Genomic DNA, 17,974 nt, shown 5'->3' with positions numbered 1-17,974 from the left:
CTTCTTCGAGGTGCCCTGACTGCCTCTACCTTCCCCCATTTGGCACAGGAGAGTGCACTCGGGGTCGGCCTTTGGTCTTTTTGACGGCACTGAGTGCCTTCAACCTGCTCATCCTGCCCCTCCGCACCGGTGGCGGGAACCCCAAATGATCGATCATCTAGGTGATGTTTCCCACCGGTATCCGTCCGGACAGCCTGGGCGCGACCGCCGTGAACCTCCTGCCTGCGGAAACCGTACGCACAGCCTGGCCGAGGGCTTTGCGGGACCCGACCAGGACGACCAGTTTCTTCGCCCTGGTCACCGCCGTGTAGAGGAGATTTCGCTGGAGCATCATCCAGGCCCCCGTGGTGACCGGGATCACCACGGCCGGATACTCGCTCCCCTGGGAGCGGTGGATGGTGACGGCGTACGCGTGGGCCAGCTCGTCGAGCTCCGAGAACTCGTAGGCGACCTCCTCGTCCTCCTCCGTGCGCACCGTCAGGCGCTGTTCGTCCAGGTCGAGGCCGGTGACCACGCCCACGGTGCCGTTGAAGACGCCATTGGCGCCCTTCTCGTAGTTGTTCCGGATCTGGGTGACCTTGTCGCCCACCCGGAAGACACGGCCGCCGAAGCGCTTCTCGGGCAGGTCGGGCCGGGCGGGGGTGACCGCCTGCTGGAGCAGCCCGTTGAGATTTCCGGCGCCGGCCGGTCCGCGGTGCATGGGGGCGAGGACCTGGATGTCCCGGCGCGGGTCGAGCCCGAATCTGGCCGGAATTCGCCGGGCGACGACATCCACGGTGAGCCGCCCGGCCTCCTCGGTGTCCTCCTCCGGGAAGAGGAAGAAGTCGGGGAGCCCCTGGGTGATGGGCGGCAGGCCGGTGTTGATCCGGTGCGCGTTGGTGACCACGCCCGACTGCTGGGCCTGGCGGAAGATCCGGGTCAGCCGGACGGCCGGGACCGGGCCGCCCTCGGCGAGCAGGTCGCGCAGCACCTCGCCGGCGCCGACCGAGGGAAGTTGGTCCACGTCCCCGACCAGCAGCAGATGGGCTCCGGGGGCCACGGCCTTGACCAGCTTGTTGGCCAGCAGGAGATCCAGCATCGAGGCCTCGTCGACCACGACCAGGTCGGCGTCCAGCGGCCGCTCCCGGTCGTACGCCGCGTCCCCGCCCGGCTTGAGTTCCAGGAGGCGGTGCACGGTGGAGGCCTCGGCGCCGGTGAGCTCCGAGAGCCGCTTGGCCGCCCGGCCGGTGGGGGCGGCGAGCACCACCTTGGCCTTCTTCGCCCGGGCCAGCTCCACGATCGAGCGGACGGTGAAGGACTTCCCGCAGCCCGGCCCGCCGGTGAGGACCGCGACCCGGCGGGTGAGCGCCAGCTTGACCGCGTCCCGCTGCTCGGGGGCCAGTTCGGCTCCGGTGCGCCCGGCCAGCCAGCCCAGGGCCTTGTCCCAGTCCACCTCCCGGAACCCCGGCATCCGGTCCTCTTCGGCCTGCAGGAGCCGGCGTACCTGCCCCACCAGCGACAGCTCGGCGCGGTGGAAGGGCACCAGGTACACGGCGGTGAGGGGGTCCGGTCCGCCCTGCGGGTCGGGCACGGACTCCCGTACGACGCCTTCGGGGTCGGCGGCGAGCTCGGCCAGGCAGTCGATGACCAGCCCGGTGTCCACCTGGAGCAGCTTGACCCCGTCGGCGATGAGCCGTTCCTCGGGCAGGAAGCAGTGGCCCTGGTCGGTGGACTGGGACAGGGCGTACTGGAGCCCGGCCTTGACCCGCTCGGGGCTGTCGTGCGGGATGCCGACGGCCTGCGCGATCCGGTCGGCGGTGAGGAAGCCGATGCCCCACACGTCTGCGGCGAGCCGGTAGGGCTGGTTCTTGACCACCGAGATGGAGGCGTCGGCGTACTTCTTGTAGATGCGCACCGCGATGGAGGTGGAGACGCCGACTCCCTGGAGGAAGACCATGACCTCCTTGATGGCCTTCTGCTCCTCCCAGGCGGCGCCGATCAGCTTGGTCCGCTTGGGGCCGAGGCCCGGCACCTCGATCAGCCGCTTCGGCTCGCCCTCGATCACATCGAGCGTGCCGGTGCCGAAGTGCTCCACGATCCGGTCGGCGATCTTCGGGCCGATGCCCTTGATCAGCCCGGAGCCGAGGTAGCGCCGGATGCCCTGGATGGTCGCGGGGAGCACGGTGCGGTAGTTCTCCACGGTGAACTGCTTGCCGTACTGCGGGTGGGAGCCCCAACGGCCCTCCATGCGCAGCGACTCGCCGGGCTGCGCCCCGAGCAGGGAGCCGACGACCGTGAGCAGGTCGCCGCTGCCGCGGCCGGTGTCGACGCGGGCGACCGTGTATCCGCTCTCCTCGTTGGCATAGGTGATGCGCTCGAGCACCCCCTCGACCACTGCCGGCTGCACCGCCCCGTTGGTTGCCATGACCAGAAGCTACCGCCTGGCGCCGACAGCCCGGATGGCCTGTGGAAATCGGGGGCGGAAAACCGGAAGGGGGTCCGGCCTCGCGGCCGGACCCCCTCACGGTTACCCCTCCCGTGTCGGACTTCCCGATCCCCCCAGATCCCTCCCCGGAAGTGCCGACGCAACCTACGACCCACAACCCCCGCCGGGGGTTGCACACCGATCTACAGCTTTACTTTTTCATGACCCAAGGGTGATCCGAGCGCGACCCGAGGTGCCGGTGAATCAGCACACAAGTAGCGTTTCGGGCATGAGCGAATCTTCATTCCAGGACGACGTTCTCCACGAGCTCGGCGACGACAAGCTGACCGAGATCGCCGGGCTGCTCGGCAGCGACGTCGGCACCGCCCGCGAGACCGTCACCGAGACCGTCGGCGCGATGACCGGCGGCCTCCAGGAGAAGGCGGACGCGGATGACGACGACGGCGTGGAGGTGCGCCAGGCCTTCGCCGAGGTGGCCGAGCCGCCGCTGCAGGGCGTGGCCACGCTCGGGGGCGGCCTCGGCGGCATGCTCGGCGGCGGGATGATGGCCGGCGTCCTCGCCAAGGTCGCCAAGCCCGTCGCCAACGCCGTGTCGAAGAAGACGGGCGTCCCCGCGGCCACCGTCAGCCGGGTCATCGAGCTGCTGATCCCGGTGATGCTGGCCGTCTTCGCCAAGCGCGCCGCCGGCAAGGGCGCCGGGGCGGGCGCGGCCACGGCGGGAGGCGCACCCGCCCCCGCCGCACCCGCCGAGGGCGGCGGCGGTCTCGGCGACCTGCTGGGCCAGATCCTGGGCGGCGGCAAGAAGTAGTCACCCGGACGGGTCACCCGGACGGCGCAACGGCCGCCGCGCTATCCTCGGGCGCCATGGACAACCCCGGTGCACAGGTGCGGCTGCGGGACCCGGCGCCCGGCGAACTGGGCTGGATCGTGCAGCGGCACGGCGCGCTCTACGCCGCCGAGTACGGCTGGAACAGCGAGTTCGAGGGCTCGGTCGCCCGGATCGTCGCGGACTTCGCCGAGGACCACGACCCGTACCTGGAGCGCGTCTGGATCGCCGAGCTGGACGGCCGCCCGGTCGGCTCCGTGATGTGCGTGCGCGAGGAGGGTTCCCCCGGCACCGCGCGGTTGCGGCTGCTGCTGGTGGAGCCGGCGGGCCGCGGCCACGGCATCGGCGCCCTGCTGGTCGACACCGTGGCCGCCTTCGCCCGTTCGGTCGGCTACCGCGAGCTGGTGCTGTGGACCAACGACGTGCTGCGCGAGGCCCGTTCCCTCTACGAGCGCGCCGGCTTCACCCTGGTCGCCGAGCGCCCGCACCGCTCGTACGGCGTCGCCCTCACGGGGCAGGACTGGAGGCTGCCGCTACAGGAGGACTCCCCGCGCTGACGCCCGAACCGACCCCCGTACGGTTCGAAGCGCGCGCGGGGGCCAGCGAGGTGAGCGCCACCCCGCCGACGAGCAGGACGGCCGCCAGCCAGCGCAGCCCCGAGATCCCCTCGTCGAGCACCAGCGCGGCCGAGGACATCCCGAAGACCGGGACCAGCAGCGAGAAGGGCGCCACGGAGGAGGCCGGGTAGCGGCGCAGCAGGTACCCCCAGGCGCCGAAGCCGAACACGGTGGACACCCAGGCCACGTACCCGATCACCGCGACCCCGGACCAGTCGAGGGCGCGCAGCGCGGCGAGGTCCCGCTCGGGCCCCTCCACCAGCAGCGAGAGCCCGAACAGCGGGAGCACCGGGACGGTGCACACCCAGACCATGAAGTTCAGGGCGTCGGGCGGCGCGGCCCTGCGCGTCAGCACGTTGGAGACGCCCCAGCAGGCGGCGGCCGCCACGACCAGGGTGAAGCCCAGCACCGGCCCGGAGGTCCCCCCGTCGGCGGCGGCGACGGCGATACCGGCGAGCGCGACGCCCATGCCGGCCACCCGGACCCGGCCCGGCCGCTCGCGCAGGACGACGGCGGCCAGGACGGCGGTGAAGACGGCCTGGATCTGGAGCACGAGGGAGGACAGCCCGGCGGGCATCCCCTCGGCCATGCCGGTGAAGAGCAGTCCGAACTTGGCGATGCCGAGGGCGACTCCGACGCCGGCGATCCACTTCCAGGCGACCTTGGGCGGTCCGACGAAGAACACGGCGGGCAGGGCGGCGACGAGGAAGCGCAGCGCGGACAGGAGCAGGGGCGGGAAGTGGTCGAGGCCGATCTCGATGACGACGAAGTTGACGCCCCAGACGGCGGCGACGAGCACGGCGAGTGCGGTGTGTACGGGACGCATGCTCCGAGCATCGGCGCCAGGACCATGTAGCACCAGCGCGGATCCCTTCCGGGTTGGATGAAGCAGCGCTTACGAGTGGGGCGCGCTGCCGCCTAGGATGGCCGCATGCTCGACCTCTCCCGGCTGCGCGCCCTGCACGCCGTCTCCGTCCACGGCTCGGTCGCGGGCGCGGCGGCCGCCCTCGGCTACACCCCCTCCGCCGTCTCGCAGCAGATCGCCAAGCTGGAGCGGGAGACCCGCACCACGCTGCTGGAGCGGCGCGGGCGCGGTGTCGCGCTCACCGAGGAGGCCCGCCATCTCTCCGACACGGCCCAGGAGTTGCTGGCCATCGTGGAGCGCGCCGAGACCACCCTGGAGGAGCGCCGCGGGCAGCCGAGCGGGCTGCTGACGGTGGCCGCCTTCGCCTCGGCGGCGCGCGGGCTGCTGCCGGGGGTGCTGGCCGACCTGGCGCGCCGTCATCCCGCGCTGGACGTACGCCTGACGGAGGTGGACCCGCACCTCTCGGTGGACCTGGTGGCCCGGGGCGTCACCGACCTCGCGGTCGCGCACGACTGGGACATCGCCCCGCTGCCCGCCCCCGAGGGCGTGGAGCAGGCGGTGATCGGCGACGACCGCTGCGACCTCGTGGTACCCGAGAGCCACGCCTTCACCTCCCGGGCGGTGATCCGGCGGGCGGATCTGGGCGGGCAGCGCTGGGTGTGCCAGCCGCCGGGCCGGGTCTGCCACGACTGGCTGATGCGGACCCTGCGCACGGCCGGGTTCGAGCCCGACATCGCGCACGTCGCCGAGGAGAACCACACCATCGTCGCGCTGGTCGCGGCCGGGCTCGGGGTGGCGGTCGTGCCGCGGCTGGGCACCGGGGCGCTGCCGCCGGGCGCGGTGGCCGTACCGCTGGAGCCGGGGCCCGTACGCAGGCTGTACGCCCTGTGGCGGACGGGGGCGGCCCGCCGGCCCGCGATCACCGAGGCCGTACGCACCTTGCAGGAGCACTGGGGCTACACGGCACCCCTTCCGGGGGACCTCCCGAGTGTCCGCGGCCGCGGCGGGGCGGCCCGGCAGTAGGGTCCGGCGCGTGCCGTACCCAGCCTCCCGCCGGACCCTGCTCGCCGTGGCCGCAGTGGCCGCCGCCACGGCCGCCGGGGCCGCCTCCGCCGCCGTGGGGCGCGACCCGGCGCCCGAAGACCCGCGGCCCGCCGACCCGCGCCCCGGCGACCGCCCGCCCCGCCGGGACCGGCCGGCCGGGCACCGGCCCGACGAGGCCGAGCTGCGCGGCCTGGTGGCCCGGATGAGCCTGGCCGAGCAGGTCGGGCAGCTCTTCGTGTCCCGGGTGTACGGGCATTCGGCGACCGATCCCGACCCGGCGGACGCCGAGCGGAACACGGCGCTGTTCGGGGTGCGCACCGCCGCCGAGCTGGTCTCCCGCCACCACCTCGGCGGGATCGTCTACTTCGCCTGGGCCCACAACACCCGTACCCCGTCACAGATCGCGCAGCTGTCGGGCGGCCTCCAGCGGGCGGCCGCGGACTCCGGCGCTGGAGTGCCGCTGCTGATCTCCACCGACCAGGAGCACGGCATCGTCGCCCGCATCGGCAAGCCCGCGACCCTGCTCCCGGGCGCGATGGCGCTCGGCGCGCAGTACGGGGGGATCGGCTCCGCCGCCGAGGCCCGCCGGGCCGCGCGGATCGCGGGCGTCGAACTGGCCGCGATGGGCGTCCGGCAGGACTACGCGCCGGTGGCCGACGTCAACGTCAACCCGGCCAATCCGGTGATCGGCGTACGGTCCTTCGGCGCCGACCCGGGCGCCGTGGCGGCCCTGGTCGCCGCCCAGGTGCGCGGCTACCAGGGGGCGGGGGTGGCCGCGACGGCCAAGCACTTCCCGGGCCACGGGGACACCGAGACCGACAGCCACGTCGGGCTGCCGGTGATGCGGCACACCCGCGCGCAGTGGGAGGAGCTGGACGAGCCGCCGTTCAGGGCGGCGGTGGAGGCGGGCGTGGACGCCGTGATGACGGCGCACATCGTCTTCCCCGCGCTCGATCCGTCACGGGATCCGGCAACCCTCTCGCGGCCCATCGTCACCGGGATCCTGCGCGAACGCCTCGGCTTTCGGGGGGTGGTGGTCACCGACGCCCTCGACATGGCCGGGGTCCGCCAGAAGTACGGGGACGACCGGGTCCCGGTGCTGGCCCTGAAGGCCGGCTGCGACCAGCTGCTGAACCCGCCGGACCTGGGGCTGGCCGTGCGCAGCGTGCTGGCGGCGGTGGAGTCGGGCGAGCTGTCGCGGGCGCGGATCGAGGAGTCGGTGCTGCGCATCCTGGAACTCAAGGCCCGCCGGGGCCTGTTCGGCCGCCCGTATACGGCGGAGGGGTCGGCCGCGGAGGTGGCCGCGGTCGTCGGGATCCCGCAGCACCTGGCCGCCGCCGACGAGATCGCGGCCGGGACGACGACCCTGCTGGCCAACCCGGTGAAGCTGCTGCCGCTGGACGCGGCGGCCCGGCCCCTGCTGCTGGTGACGGGCACCGACCCGGCCTCCCCCACGGGTACGACCGGACCCCCTACGGAGGTACTGGCCCGGGAGCTGTCCGCGCTGGGCTGCCGGGCGACGGCCGTGGCGCCGGAGCGTGCGGTGGCGGCGGCCGCGGGTCACGCGGCCGCGCTGGTGTGCACGTACAACGTCCCCGAGGGGGACAGTCCGCAGCGTGCGCTGGTCGCGGGGCTGCTGGCCACCGGGGTCCCGGTGGTGCTGGTGGCGATCCGCAATCCGTACGACGCGGCCCGGCTGCCCGCGTGCGCGGCCGAGCTGGCGACGTACTCCTGGACGGACGTGGAGCTGCGGGCGGCGGCCCGGGTGCTCACCGGGGCCGTACGGCCCTCGGGCCGCCTCCCGGTCCCGGTGCCGGGCCGCTACCCGCTGGGCCACGGGCTGACGTACTAGCCCGCGGCCCGGCGGCAACCGGCGCCGCCGCGACTGCGGCGACTACGGCGACTACGGCGACTACGGCCGCAGCATCGGCTCGCGGCGCAGGTCGACCTGGTCGAGCTGCGGGTCCGGCTTCGCCAGCGGCGCCGCCGCGGGTGCGGCGCCGTCCGCGGAGAGCCCGGTGGCCGGGGCCACCCCGGCCCACTGCAGGATCTTCGCGGTGGCCAGGGCCTTCTCGTCGTCCAGCAGCTTGGCGACGCTGGCACCGTGGTTGGCGCCCGGCGCGATCATCACGTAGCTGTCGTGCACCCCGTAGCCGAGGTGGAACGGCTCGGCGCCCCACGGGTCGTTCTGCCCGTAGACGAAGAGCATCTGGTGGGCGTTGCCCCGCACCCAGGTGTCCACGTCCGCCATGGCGGCCGGCTGGAAGGTCATGGGGATGTCGCGGGGGACGAAGTTGCGCGGCGGCTGGTAGCCGTAGCGGCTCAGGCCCTTGAGGTGGGGCTGCTTGATGTCGGGCGAACCGAGCTGCGTGCCCGCCTGGTAGTAGTACGGCGTGTACGTCTCCAGGCCCTGGTCGGCGTAGGCGGAGAAGCCGGAGATCGTGTCGACGGTGTCCCAGATCTCCTGGTCGCTCGCGGTGGCGGCTGCCGGGATGGCGGCGCAGTCGGCGAGCAGGCTGTACTGCCAGAAGGCCCACACGTAGTCGAGCACGACGGCCTCGTAGGCCTTGTCGAGGGTGCCGACGGTGTTGAAGGTCCAGCCGTTCTCGGCAGCGGTGGCCGCGTACTTGGCCTCCAGCGGCTCACGGCGTACGAGCGCCTCGCGCTGCACGGCGTTGAGCTTGTCGCGGCACTCCTTGGTGCCGACCTTGCCGAAGAACCGGTCGTAGGCCGAGTCCTCCTTGTTGACCACGTCGTTCGGCGCGACGTAGGCGACGACGCCGTCCATGTCGCGCGGGTAGAAGCGCTCGAAGTAGGTGGCCGTCATGCCGCCCTTGCTGCCGCCCGTGGCCAGCCAGTTCTTGTTGTAGATCTTCTTGAGGGCGGTGAAGATGCGGTGCTGGTCGCTGGCGGCCTGCCAGATGTCCAGGTTCGCCCAGTTGGCCGGGTCGGGCCGGGACGGCGTGAAGAATCGATACTCCAGGGACACCTGGTTGCCGTCGACTATGGTCGTCGGCTCGCTGCGGCGCGGGCTGGTGTTGACGTTGTAGCCGGAGGTGAAGAAGACCGTCGGCCGGGAGACGTCCTTGTGCAGCAGGGTCAGACGCTGCTTGAAGGTGCCCTTCCACGGCGCCCGGTGGTCGACCGGCTGCTCGTAGTTCAGTACGAAGAAGCGGTAGCCGGGGTACGGCTTCTCCTCGATCAGGCTCATCCCCGGAATGGCGAGGATCTGGTCCTTGATGTCCGTGGCGGCGGCCGGCCCTGCGGCGGTGGCCGCTTGAGCCGTGAAGCTTGCCGCACCCATGGTGCCGATCAGCACCACGAGTGACAGCAGCCATCCGAGCGTCTTGCGCATGCACACTCCCCTTGAGTTCACTTCGGTCGCCGTGAACCTAGTCGGGTCAACACGCCGCTGAACAGACCTTGTTGGGCCGCAGCGTCAGCAAAGAATCCAGCCGGAATCAACCGATCCGCCCGCCACGCCGCCCTTTACATACACACAGCGGTTGATCACGGGCACGGCGACAGGACCGGCATGCCGGACGAACTGCCCCGCATCGCGTACGGGGGCGCCGCCGCGTGGCTGAATGCTCACCGCCATCGCGCGGCGCCCGCCGGGGCCGTGGGCCACGGTCACCGCGCAGGCCCGGGTGCGGGTCTTGTACACGCGCACCTCGCCCGTGGCGAAGGGCAGCGCCTTGACGAGCCGGCCCGCGCAGCCCCCGGTCGCGGGCGGGGCCGCCTGCGCGGGCGGCGCCGCGAACAGCCCGGCAGCGCTCAGCCACAGCGCCCCCGCGAACACCCCGAGGCCGGCGACCCGCCGACCCCGCCTCCCCCGCCTCAGCAGCACCCCGCCCCCCGTTCGGTCGCGCACACGGCGTACGTACGCACGTACGACGCCGGAGCCTGCCGGAAGGTTGTGGTGCGCAAGGACTCGACTCCGGTGACCTCGTACGGGTGGATCCGCAACCCCCCGCGCCCATACGGAAGTTCAGAGGGGGCCGGGAGATTACGCTGAGTAACCAGTTACCCACGAAAGGGCACTTCCATGACGAACGACCTGCTCGACCGCAAGCTGGACCGCGCCTTCCGGCACCTGGACGTCAATTCCGACCAGGTCATCGACGCGAGCGACATCATCGCGCTGGGATCCCGGCTGCTCGACGCACTCGACGAGCCGGCCGACTCGCCCAAGGCCGAGCGCGTGATGGCCGGGCTCGCGGACTTCTGGCAGGACCTGTTCACCGAGCTCGACATGGACCGGGACGGCAAGGTCACGCCCGAGGAGTACAAGCTGGGCATGACGCGGCTGTACCAGGGCGGCGGCGCGGCCTACGACCGGTCGCTGCGGCCGATGATGCAGGCGATCCTCACGGTCGTCGACACCAATGGCGACGGGCACATCAGCCCCGAGGAGTTCCACAAGGCCCAGCTGGCCTTCGGCACGAAGCTGGAGCCCGCCGACACGGACGCGCTCTTCGCGAGGATCGACCTGAACCACGACGGATACCTGTCCGTGGACGAACTCCTCGTCGCCGTCCGCGAGTACTACACGGGCAACGACGAGGACGCCCCGGGCAACCTGCTCTTCGGCGAACTCTGAGGCCCCGGCCGGGCTCAGGCCGCGGCGCGCTCGTCCTCACCGGCGAAGGTGCGCCACAGCTCGGCGTACCGGCCGCCGCGCGCCAGGAGTTCGGCGTGCGTACCGTCCTCCACGACCCGGCCCCGGTCCATCACCACGACTCGGTCGGCGCGCGCGGCGGTGGTCAGCCGGTGCGCCACCACCAGGGTGGTGCGCTTGCCCGCGAGCCGCTGCGTGGCATGGTTGACCTGCGCCTCGGTGGCCAGGTCGAGCGCGGCCGTGGCCTCGTCCAGCAGCAGCACGTCCGGGTCGACGAGCTCGGCGCGGGCCAGCGCGATCAGCTGACGCTGGCCCGCCGACAGGTTGCGGCCGCGCTCGGCGACGGTGTGCAGGTAGCCGCCGTCGAGGGTGGCGATCATGTCGTGCGCCCCGACCGCGTGCGCGGCCGTCTCCACCTCGGCGTCGCTCGCCTCGGGCCGCCCGTAGGCGATGGCGTCGCGGACGGTCCCGGGGAAGAGGTACGGCTCCTGCGGGACGACCCCCAGCCGGTGCCGGTACGCCGTCAGGTCGAGGTCGCGCAGGTCGGCGCCGTCGGCGGTGACCCGCCCGGAGGTCGGATCGTAGAACCGGGCCACCATCTTGACCAGCGTGGACTTGCCGGCGCCGGTCTCGCCGACGAAGGCGACGGTCTGCCCGGCGGGTATCCGCAGGCTGATCCCGGCGAGCGCCTCGCCCTTCTCGCCCCGCTCCTCGGCGGTGCCGTAGGCGAAGCGGACGTCCTCGAAGGCGATCTCCCCGCTCAGGGCGGGCACTTCGCGGGGCTCGGCGGCGAGCGGCGTGGTGGTGGGCTCGCGCAGCAGCCCCTGGATACGGCCCAGCGAGACGGTGGCCTGCTGGTAGCCGTCGAAGACCTGGGACAGCTGCTGGACGGGGGCGAAGAACAGGTCGATGTAGAGCAGGTACGCCACCAGCGCGCCGGTGGTCAGCGTGCCGGAGTCCACCCGGCCCGCGCCGACGATCAGCACGGCCGCCGCGGCCCCGGAGGACAGCAGCTGCACGAAGGGGAAGTAGACCGATATCAGCCACTGCCCGCGGACCCGGGCCTCGCGGTACGAGTCGCTGCGCTCCGCGAAGCGGCGGGCGCCGGAGCCCTCCCGGCGGAACGCCTGGACGATGCGCAGCCCGGACACGGACTCCTGGAGGTCGGCGTTGACCAGGCTGACCCGGTCGCGGGCGAGCTCGTAGGCGGCGACCGACTTGCGGCGGAAGACGAAGGTGCCGAGCACCAGGACGGGGAGGGTCGCGAAGACGATCAGCGCGAGCTCGACGTCGAGGACGAGCAGGGCGATCAGGATGCCGAAGAAGGTGAAGACGGAGACGACGGCGGTGACGAGCCCGGTCTGCAGGAAGCTGGACAGGGCGTCCACGTCGGTGGTCATCCGGGTCATGATCTTGCCGGTCAGCTCGCGCTCGTAGAAGTCGAGGCCGAGCCGCTGGAGCTGGGCGAAGATCTTGACGCGCAGGGCGTACAGCACGCGCTCGCCGGTACGCCCGGTCATCCGGGTCTCGGCGAACTGCGCGGCCCACTGAGCGACGACGACCACCAGGGCGAGCCCGGCGGCCACCCAGACGGCGCCGAGGGCTGCCTGTGTGACGCCCTTGTCGATGCCGTGCCGGATCAGGACCGGCAGCAGCAGCCCGGAACCCGCGTCGACGGCGACGAGCCCGAGGCTGATGGCGAGCGGCGCCCAGAAACCGCCCAGCAGGCGGCGCAGGCCGTAGCTCTCCTCCGGGGCGGCGGCGCGCGCCTCGTCCACCTCGGGGGTGTCGTCGGCGGGCGGCAGCGCGGCCACCTGCGCGAGCAGCTCGGGGGTGGCGGGCATCCCGGCGACGGCGCCGGCCATGGAGTGCCCGGCGCCGGGCGCGCCGCTGCCCGCGGCGGGGGCGGCGGCCGTCTTGTCCTGCCCCTCGCTGCGCTTGTTGTCCTCGCTGCGCTTGTCCTCGCTGCGCCGCCAGAGCTCGGGGGTGACCCCGTCGCTGACCCGGCGCTTGGCGCTCACCGGCTCGGAGTCGATCTCGGCCTCGAGCTCGATGTCGCGTTCGAGGTCCCGGTCGAGATCGCGCTCGAACTCGGCCATCGCGGGCGCGTCGGGGGTGCGCGGGGAGGCCGCCCCGAGGGCGTCGGGGTCGGTCAGGAGCCTGCGGTACAGGGCGGAGCGGCGCTCCAGCTCCTCGTGCGTACCGATGTCGGCGAGCCGCCCGTGTTCGAGTACGGCGATCCGGTCGGCGAGACCGAGGGTCGAGCGGCGGTGGGCGATGAGCAGGGTGGTGCGGCCGGCCATGACGGACCGCAGCGCCTCGTGGATCTCGTGCTCCACGCGGGCGTCGACCGCCGAGGTGGCGTCGTCGAGGAGGAGCAGGCGGGGGTCGGTGAGGATGGCGCGGGCGAGCGCGATGCGCTGGCGCTGGCCGCCGGAGAGGGTGAGCCCCTGCTCCCCGACCTTGGTGTCGTACCCGGCGGGCAGGGCCGCGATGAACCCGTCGGCCTGGGCGGCGCGGGCGGCGGCCTCGACCTGCTCGTCGGTGGCGTCCGGGTGCCCGTAGGCGATGTTGGAGCGGATGGTGTCCGAGAACAGGAACGAGTCCTCGGGCACCAGGCCTATGGCGCCGCGCAGGGACTCGTACGTCAGCTCGCGCACGTCGTGGCCGCCGACCCGGACGGTGCCGCGGTCGGCGTCGTAGAAGCGCGGCAGGAGCAGCGAGACGGTGGACTTGCCGCTGCCGGAGGCGCCGACGACGGCGATGGTCTCGCCTTCGGCGATGGAGAGCGAGAAGCCGTCGAGGACGGGCCGCTCGGGGTCGTAGCCGAAGACGACGTCGTCGAACTCGACGGTGGCGGGGGCGTCGGCGGGCAGCTCGCGGTCGCCCTCCTCGATCACGGGCTTGGTGTCGATGAGCTCGAAGACGCGCTCCACGCCGGCGCGGGCCTGCTGTCCGACCGTGAGGACCATCGCGAGCATGCGGACGGGTCCGACGAGCTGGGCGAGGTAGGTGGAGAAGGCGACGAAGGTACCGAGGGTGACCTGGCCCTTGGTGGCCATCCAGCCGCCGAGGGCCAGCATGGCGACCTGTCCGAGCGCGGGCACGGCCTGAAGGGCGGGGGTGTAGCGCGAGTTGAGCCGGATGCTCCGCATCCGCCCGGCGAACAGCCGGCGGCCGACGGCGCGCAGCTTGCCGGTCTCCTGCTCCTCCTGGCCGAAGCCCTTGACCACGCGTACGCCGGTCACGGCCCCGTCGACGACGGTGGCGACGGCGGCGGCCTGGGCCTGGGCGTACCAGGTGGCGGGGAAGAGCTTCTTGCGGCTGCGCTTGGCGATGAACCAGAGGGCGGGGGCCATGAGCAGCGCGACGAGGGTCAGCAGCGGCGAGAGCCACAGCATGATCCCGAGGGATATCCCGAAGAGCAGGAAGTTCCCGATGGTCATGGGCAGCATGAAGAGCAGGCCCTGGATGAGCTGGAGGTCGCTGGTGGCCCGCCCCACCACCTGCCCGGTGGACAGCTCGTCCTGGCGGCGCCCGTCGAGGCGGGCGATGGTGTCGTACATGTCGGTGCGCAGGTCGTGCTGCACGTCGAGGGCGAGGCGTCCGCCGTAGTACCTGCGTATGTAGGTCAGCACGTACACGAGCAGGGCCGCGGCTATGAGCATCCCGGCCCAGGGCGCCATGTCCTTGGTCTTGTCCCCGACGACGTCGTCGATGATCACCCTGGTGACCAGCGGCACGACCGCCATGACGGCCATGCCCGCCAGGGAGGACCCGAGCGCGAGCAGTACGTTGAGCCTGTAGCGCCAGGTGTAGGCGGCCAGCCGCCTGCCCCAGCCCGGTTTGCTTGCCTCGGCTGCCGTCTCTGCCGCCACCACGTGGTGCCTCCCCGTTGGTCGTGTCCTACCGCCACCCCCAACGCCCCGACCGGCGGATTTCATCCCGCCGCAACAATCGAACGGCCTTGCCCGACCCCGCGCACGCCCGCCTGACCCGTCCGGGCGACGGCGCGCAGGGCCGTCCGGCAGCGGCGCGCTGGCGCCGTCATGCGACAAGCGGTCCTCACCCACGCGAGGGATTCCTTGCCGTTCCGGCCGGCCATACACTGAAGCATCTATACGTTCCGATATATGGACGAGCCATTCGACATCGCGATCGAGCCGGAGGTCCGGCTTTGGCTGATGAACCTCTCCGACGCGGACTACTTGGTCGCCGAGCATGCGGTCGGATTGCTGCTGGACAGCCCGACCACTCTTGGCGAGCCGTACTCCCGGCACTTGGGCGACGGGGTACGAGAGCTTCGGTTCGGCCTCGGCCACGACCGCGCTGCCGTACGCATCTCCTACTGGCTCGCCCCCGGTCGACGGGTGGTGCTGTTGACCGTCTTCCGGAAGACAAGACAGCGCGAGGATCGCGAAGTGGCCCGGGCCTGGATCGCCAAGCAACACTGCGAGGCCGAGCACGGGCCGGCAACCGATATCTACTTTCGTGACACGAAGGACGGAATCTCGTAATGGTCAGCCACGCACGCTGGAAGCTCACCCGGGACAAGGCAATCGCCGAGGGCTTCTCCGAGAGCCCGGAGACGGCCAGGCGCCGCGAGGAGATCCGGTTGGCGTTCGAACTCGGACAAGCCGTCTACGACCGGCGGACCGAGCTCGGGATCTCGCAGATCGAGCTCGCGCGGCGGGCCGGGATGACTCAGCCGCAGGTGTCCAAGCTGGAGCTCGGCGGGACCGTGCCGACCGTGCCGCTGTTGGCACGGCTGGCACGGGCCATGGACTCCGAGCTGAACCTCAAGCTGGTCGGGGAGACCTCGCAGGTCGTGTTCAGCGCCGCCTGAGCCGGTCAGAGGTGGGTCGGGGCGAACATCTTGAGGGTGGTGGGGAGGACCAGGACCGAGGGGCCCGGCTCTGACAGGGCCTTCTTCAGGTCCGCGCGGAGGGACTGCGGGGTCGTGGTGGACGCCGGGACGCCGAAGGATTGCGCCAGGGCCACGAAGTCGGGGCGGGTGAGTTCCGTGCCCGTGGCGCGGCCGAAGGCGTCGGTCATGTACTCGCGCAGGATGCCGTAGCCGCCGTCGTCCACGATCAGCCAGGTGACGTCCAGGTCGTGCTGCTTCGCCGTGGCCAGCTCCGCGATCGAGTACATCGCGCCGCCGTCGCCCGAGACGGCGAGGACGGGGGTGTCCGGCTCCGCGAGCGCGGCGCCGAGCGCCGCCGGGAAGGCATAGCCGAGGCCGCCCGCGCCCTGGGCCGAGTGCATGGTGTTGGGGTGCTTCGCGTCGAACGCCGACCAGGCCCAGTAGGACAGGATCGTCATGTCCCAGAAGGACGGGGAGCGTGGGGGCAGAGCCGCGCGGATCGAGGCCAGGAGGTCCTGTTCCAGGGTGACGTCCTGGGTGGACAGGCGGGTCTCGACGGCCGACAGGAGCAGGCGTACGCGCTCGGGCGCGGCCGGGTCCTCGCGCTCGGCCACCGTCTCGAGCAGGGCCTGGAGGGCGAGGCGGGCGTCCGCGTGGATGCCCAGGCCCGCGTGGTTGGACTCCAGCTTGCCGAGGTCCGCGTCGATCTGGATGACCCGGCCCTCGGGGAAGAACGTGTGGTAGTTCGAGGAGAGTTCCCCGAGCCCCGAGCCGACCACCAGCAGGACGTCCGCGTCCTCCAGGAAGTCCGTCATGTGGCGGTCCTCCAGCCAGGACTGGAGCGAGAGCGGGTGCGTCCAGGGGAAGGCGCCCTTGCCGCCGAAGGTGGTGACGACGGGCGCGTTCAGCCGCTCCGCCAGCTGCTTCAGCTTGCCCGCCGCGTCGGCGCGGATCACTCCGCCGCCCGCGATGATCACCGGCCGGGAGGCCCGTGACAGCCAGTGGGCCGCCACCGCCGTCAGCTCGGGCCGCGGCGCGAGCTCGTGCGGGGTCGCGTCCACGCCCGTGACCTGCGGGATGACCGTCTCCGCGCGCAGGACGTCCTCTGGGATCTCCACCCAGACGGGCCCGTGCGGGGTCGTGAGGGCCGATTCCCAGGCCTCGGCGATCGCCGAAGGGATCTGGGACGGCGTACGGGCCACGTGGACGGACTTCACCACGTCCCGGAAGGACGCCGACTGGTCCCGCAGCTCGTGCAGGTGCCCGCGCCGGCCTCCGCCCAGGCCCGGGGAGGGGACCTGCGAGCAGATCGCCAGTACCGGGGCGGAGGCGGCGGCCGCCTCCGCGAGGGCCGGCAGGGACATGAGCGCCCCGGGGCCCGTGGAGAGGAGCAGCGGGACCGCCTCGCCCGTCATCCGGCCGTACGCGTCGGCCGCGAAGCCCGCGTTGTTCTCCGTACGCAGGGTGATCAGGCGCAGGTCCGAACGGCCGACCGCGTCGAAGATGCCGAGCGCGTGCTGCCCGGGCAGTCCGAAAACGGTGGTGGCGCCGAGCGAACGCAGCGTCTCCACGACCAGGTCCCCGCCCGTCCGCCCCGGCGGCGGCGCGAGCGCGGCCGCCGTCTGGGCTTCGGTGGGACGGAGTACCAGGTCGTGGTCGTGCGTCACGTGCTCAGTTGCCCTTCGCCTGCGCCTTCGCCGCCGCGATCTGGCGGCTCATGATCGTGGTGAGCTCGTACGCGGTGTGCGAGGCCGCGACCGAGGTGATCTCGGCGTGATCGTACGCCGGGGCGACCTCGACGACATCGGCCGAGACGAGGTTGCAGGAGGAGAGCCCCCGGATGATCTCCAGCAGCTCGCGGGAGGTCATGCCGCCCGCCTCGGGGGTGCCGGTGCCGGGCGCGTGCGCCGGGTCCAGCACGTCGATGTCGATGGAGATGTACAGCGGGCGGTCGCCGATGCGCTGGCGCAGCTGGTCCGCGACCTCGTCGGCGCCGCGGCGGTAGACGTCCGCCGAGGTGACGATGCCGAAGCCCATCTTGGCGTCGTCGTCCAGGTCCTGCTTGCCGTAGAGCGGGCCGCGCGTGCCGACGTGCGACAGCGCCTCGGTGTCGAGGATGCCCTCCTCGACGGCGCGCCGGAACGGGGTGCCGTGCGTGTACTCGGCGCCGAAGTACGTGTCCCACGTGTCCAGGTGCGCGTCGAAGTGCAGCAGCGCGACCGGCCCGTGCTTCTTCGCCACCGAGCGCAGGAGGGGGAGGGCGATGGTGTGGTCGCCGCCGAGGGTCATCAGGCGGGAGCCGGAGGAGAGCAGCTCGTCGGCCGCGGCCTCGACCTGGTCGACGGCCTCGTTGATGTTGAAGGGGTTCACGGCGATGTCACCGGCGTCGGCGACCTGCGCGAGCGCGAAGGGGGAGGCGTCCTGCGCCGGGTTGTACGGGCGCAGCAGGCGCGAGGCCTCGCGGATGGCGTTGCCGCCGAAGCGGGCGCCCGGGCGGTAGGAGACGCCGGAGTCGAAGGGCACGCCGACGACGGCGACGTCGGCGGAGCCGACCTCGTCGAGGCGCGGCAGCCGGGCGAAGGTCGCCGGGCCCGCGTAGCGCGGGATGCGGGAGGAGTCGACGGGGCCGCGCGGCTGCGTGCTCATGAGGGGTGCCCTTCTGGAGGTCCTGCGGGGGTCGTACTGGGGGCCTGCTGGTGCGGTGCTTCG

Annotated in this window: 13 protein-coding genes and 1 pseudogene; 7 read left to right on the top strand and 7 right to left on the bottom strand. The window is 72.4% G+C overall.

What is annotated here, in order from left to right:
* Window positions 1-157 precede the first annotated feature (157 nt).
* Window positions 158-2,404 carry an ATP-dependent RecD-like DNA helicase gene (locus ACFWBF_RS20325; protein ID WP_385603493.1) on the bottom strand — a complete coding sequence of 749 codons (2,247 nt, stop codon included), beginning with the start codon at window positions 2,402-2,404 and terminating at the stop codon, window positions 158-160.
* Between the two features lie 289 nt (window positions 2,405-2,693).
* Between ACFWBF_RS20325 and ACFWBF_RS20320 the strand changes: the two genes are divergently transcribed.
* Window positions 2,694-3,233, top strand: a complete 540-nt coding sequence (locus ACFWBF_RS20320; protein WP_385603490.1) for a DUF937 domain-containing protein — start codon at window positions 2,694-2,696, stop codon at window positions 3,231-3,233.
* 74 nt (window positions 3,234-3,307) lie between these two features.
* A pseudogene (locus ACFWBF_RS20315) lies at window positions 3,308-3,808 on the top strand (GNAT family N-acetyltransferase); the annotation flags it as partial.
* Here ACFWBF_RS20315 and ACFWBF_RS20310 read toward each other — a convergent pair.
* A complete protein-coding gene (locus ACFWBF_RS20310) occupies window positions 3,759-4,694 on the bottom strand; it encodes an EamA family transporter (RefSeq protein WP_385603487.1) in 936 nt (311 codons plus the stop codon). The pseudogene ACFWBF_RS20315 and the gene ACFWBF_RS20310 overlap by 50 nt on opposite strands.
* A 105-nt stretch (window positions 4,695-4,799) precedes the next feature.
* Between ACFWBF_RS20310 and ACFWBF_RS20305 the strand changes: the two genes are divergently transcribed.
* Both ACFWBF_RS20305 and ACFWBF_RS20300 read left to right on the top strand, forming a co-directional pair.
* Window positions 4,800-5,756 carry a LysR family transcriptional regulator gene (locus tag ACFWBF_RS20305; RefSeq protein ID WP_385603484.1) on the top strand — a complete coding sequence of 319 codons (957 nt, stop codon included), beginning with the start codon at window positions 4,800-4,802 and terminating at the stop codon, window positions 5,754-5,756.
* A 10-nt stretch (window positions 5,757-5,766) separates the two neighbouring features.
* Complete coding sequence (locus ACFWBF_RS20300; protein WP_385603481.1) at window positions 5,767-7,629, top strand: glycoside hydrolase family 3 protein; 1,863 nt, start codon at window positions 5,767-5,769, stop codon at window positions 7,627-7,629.
* Window positions 7,630-7,689: 60 nt separating this feature from the next.
* On the opposite strand, the gene ACFWBF_RS20295 is transcribed toward ACFWBF_RS20300, so the two are convergent.
* Together ACFWBF_RS20295 and ACFWBF_RS20290 are read right to left on the bottom strand one after the other, a co-directional pair.
* On the bottom strand, window positions 7,690-9,132 hold the full coding sequence (locus ACFWBF_RS20295; RefSeq protein WP_385603478.1) for a S28 family serine protease: 1,443 nt from the start codon (window positions 9,130-9,132) through the stop codon (window positions 7,690-7,692).
* Window positions 9,133-9,216: 84 nt separating this feature from the next.
* Window positions 9,217-9,651 (bottom strand): hypothetical protein, encoded by a 435-nt coding sequence (locus ACFWBF_RS20290; protein ID WP_385603475.1) that lies wholly within the window; start codon window positions 9,649-9,651, stop codon window positions 9,217-9,219.
* A gap of 174 nt (window positions 9,652-9,825) precedes the next feature.
* On the opposite strand from ACFWBF_RS20290, the gene ACFWBF_RS20285 reads away from it, so the two are divergent.
* Window positions 9,826-10,380 carry an EF-hand domain-containing protein gene (locus ACFWBF_RS20285; protein ID WP_385603472.1) on the top strand — a complete coding sequence of 185 codons (555 nt, stop codon included), beginning with the start codon at window positions 9,826-9,828 and terminating at the stop codon, window positions 10,378-10,380.
* 14 nt (window positions 10,381-10,394) lie between these two features.
* On the opposite strand, the gene ACFWBF_RS20280 is transcribed toward ACFWBF_RS20285, so the two are convergent.
* Window positions 10,395-14,279, bottom strand: a complete 3,885-nt coding sequence (locus tag ACFWBF_RS20280) for an ABC transporter ATP-binding protein (protein WP_385603469.1) — start codon at window positions 14,277-14,279, stop codon at window positions 10,395-10,397.
* A gap of 252 nt (window positions 14,280-14,531) precedes the next feature.
* Between ACFWBF_RS20280 and ACFWBF_RS20275 the strand changes: the two genes are divergently transcribed.
* Entirely contained in the window at window positions 14,532-14,915 is a 384-nt protein-coding gene (locus ACFWBF_RS20275) for a type II toxin-antitoxin system RelE/ParE family toxin (protein WP_385603466.1), read from the top strand.
* Window positions 14,915-15,244 carry a helix-turn-helix domain-containing protein gene (locus tag ACFWBF_RS20270; protein ID WP_385603463.1) on the top strand — a complete coding sequence of 110 codons (330 nt, stop codon included), beginning with the start codon at window positions 14,915-14,917 and terminating at the stop codon, window positions 15,242-15,244. The genes ACFWBF_RS20275 and ACFWBF_RS20270 overlap by 1 nt, the downstream gene beginning before the upstream one ends.
* Before the next feature lie 5 nt (window positions 15,245-15,249).
* On the opposite strand, the gene ACFWBF_RS20265 is transcribed toward ACFWBF_RS20270, so the two are convergent.
* The gene (locus ACFWBF_RS20265; protein ID WP_385603460.1) at window positions 15,250-16,932 is read right to left on the bottom strand and encodes a thiamine pyrophosphate-binding protein; all 1,683 of its coding nucleotides are present in this window, start codon (window positions 16,930-16,932) and stop codon (window positions 15,250-15,252) included.
* Window positions 16,933-16,936: 4 nt separating this feature from the next.
* The gene (gene speB, locus ACFWBF_RS20260) at window positions 16,937-17,911 is read right to left on the bottom strand and encodes an agmatinase (RefSeq protein WP_385603457.1); all 975 of its coding nucleotides are present in this window, start codon (window positions 17,909-17,911) and stop codon (window positions 16,937-16,939) included.
* Window positions 17,912-17,974: the final 63 nt, after the last annotated feature.

The organism is Streptomyces sp. NPDC060028 (assembly GCF_042736725.1).
Taxonomy (GTDB): Bacteria; Actinomycetota; Actinomycetes; order Streptomycetales; family Streptomycetaceae; genus Streptomyces.
This window is presented reverse-complemented; position numbering and strand designations above follow the sequence as displayed.

What these genes read in the sequence shown, in the direction of transcription:
- ACFWBF_RS20320 (WP_385603490.1), top strand. Translation starts at nt 2,694, where the DNA reads ATGAGCGAATCTTCATTCCAGGACGACGTTCTCCACGAGCTCGGCGAC.
- ACFWBF_RS20310 (WP_385603487.1), bottom strand. Translation starts at nt 4,694, where the DNA reads ATGCGTCCCGTACACACCGCACTCGCCGTGCTCGTCGCCGCCGTCTGG.
- ACFWBF_RS20285 (WP_385603472.1), top strand. Translation starts at nt 9,826, where the DNA reads ATGACGAACGACCTGCTCGACCGCAAGCTGGACCGCGCCTTCCGGCAC.
- ACFWBF_RS20295 (WP_385603478.1), bottom strand. Translation starts at nt 9,132, where the DNA reads ATGCGCAAGACGCTCGGATGGCTGCTGTCACTCGTGGTGCTGATCGGC.
- ACFWBF_RS20270 (WP_385603463.1), top strand. Translation starts at nt 14,915, where the DNA reads ATGGTCAGCCACGCACGCTGGAAGCTCACCCGGGACAAGGCAATCGCC.
- speB (WP_385603457.1), bottom strand. Translation starts at nt 17,911, where the DNA reads ATGAGCACGCAGCCGCGCGGCCCCGTCGACTCCTCCCGCATCCCGCGC.
- ACFWBF_RS20305 (WP_385603484.1), top strand. Translation starts at nt 4,800, where the DNA reads ATGCTCGACCTCTCCCGGCTGCGCGCCCTGCACGCCGTCTCCGTCCAC.
- ACFWBF_RS20275 (WP_385603466.1), top strand. Translation starts at nt 14,532, where the DNA reads ATGGACGAGCCATTCGACATCGCGATCGAGCCGGAGGTCCGGCTTTGG.
- ACFWBF_RS20325 (WP_385603493.1), bottom strand. Translation starts at nt 2,404, where the DNA reads ATGGCAACCAACGGGGCGGTGCAGCCGGCAGTGGTCGAGGGGGTGCTC.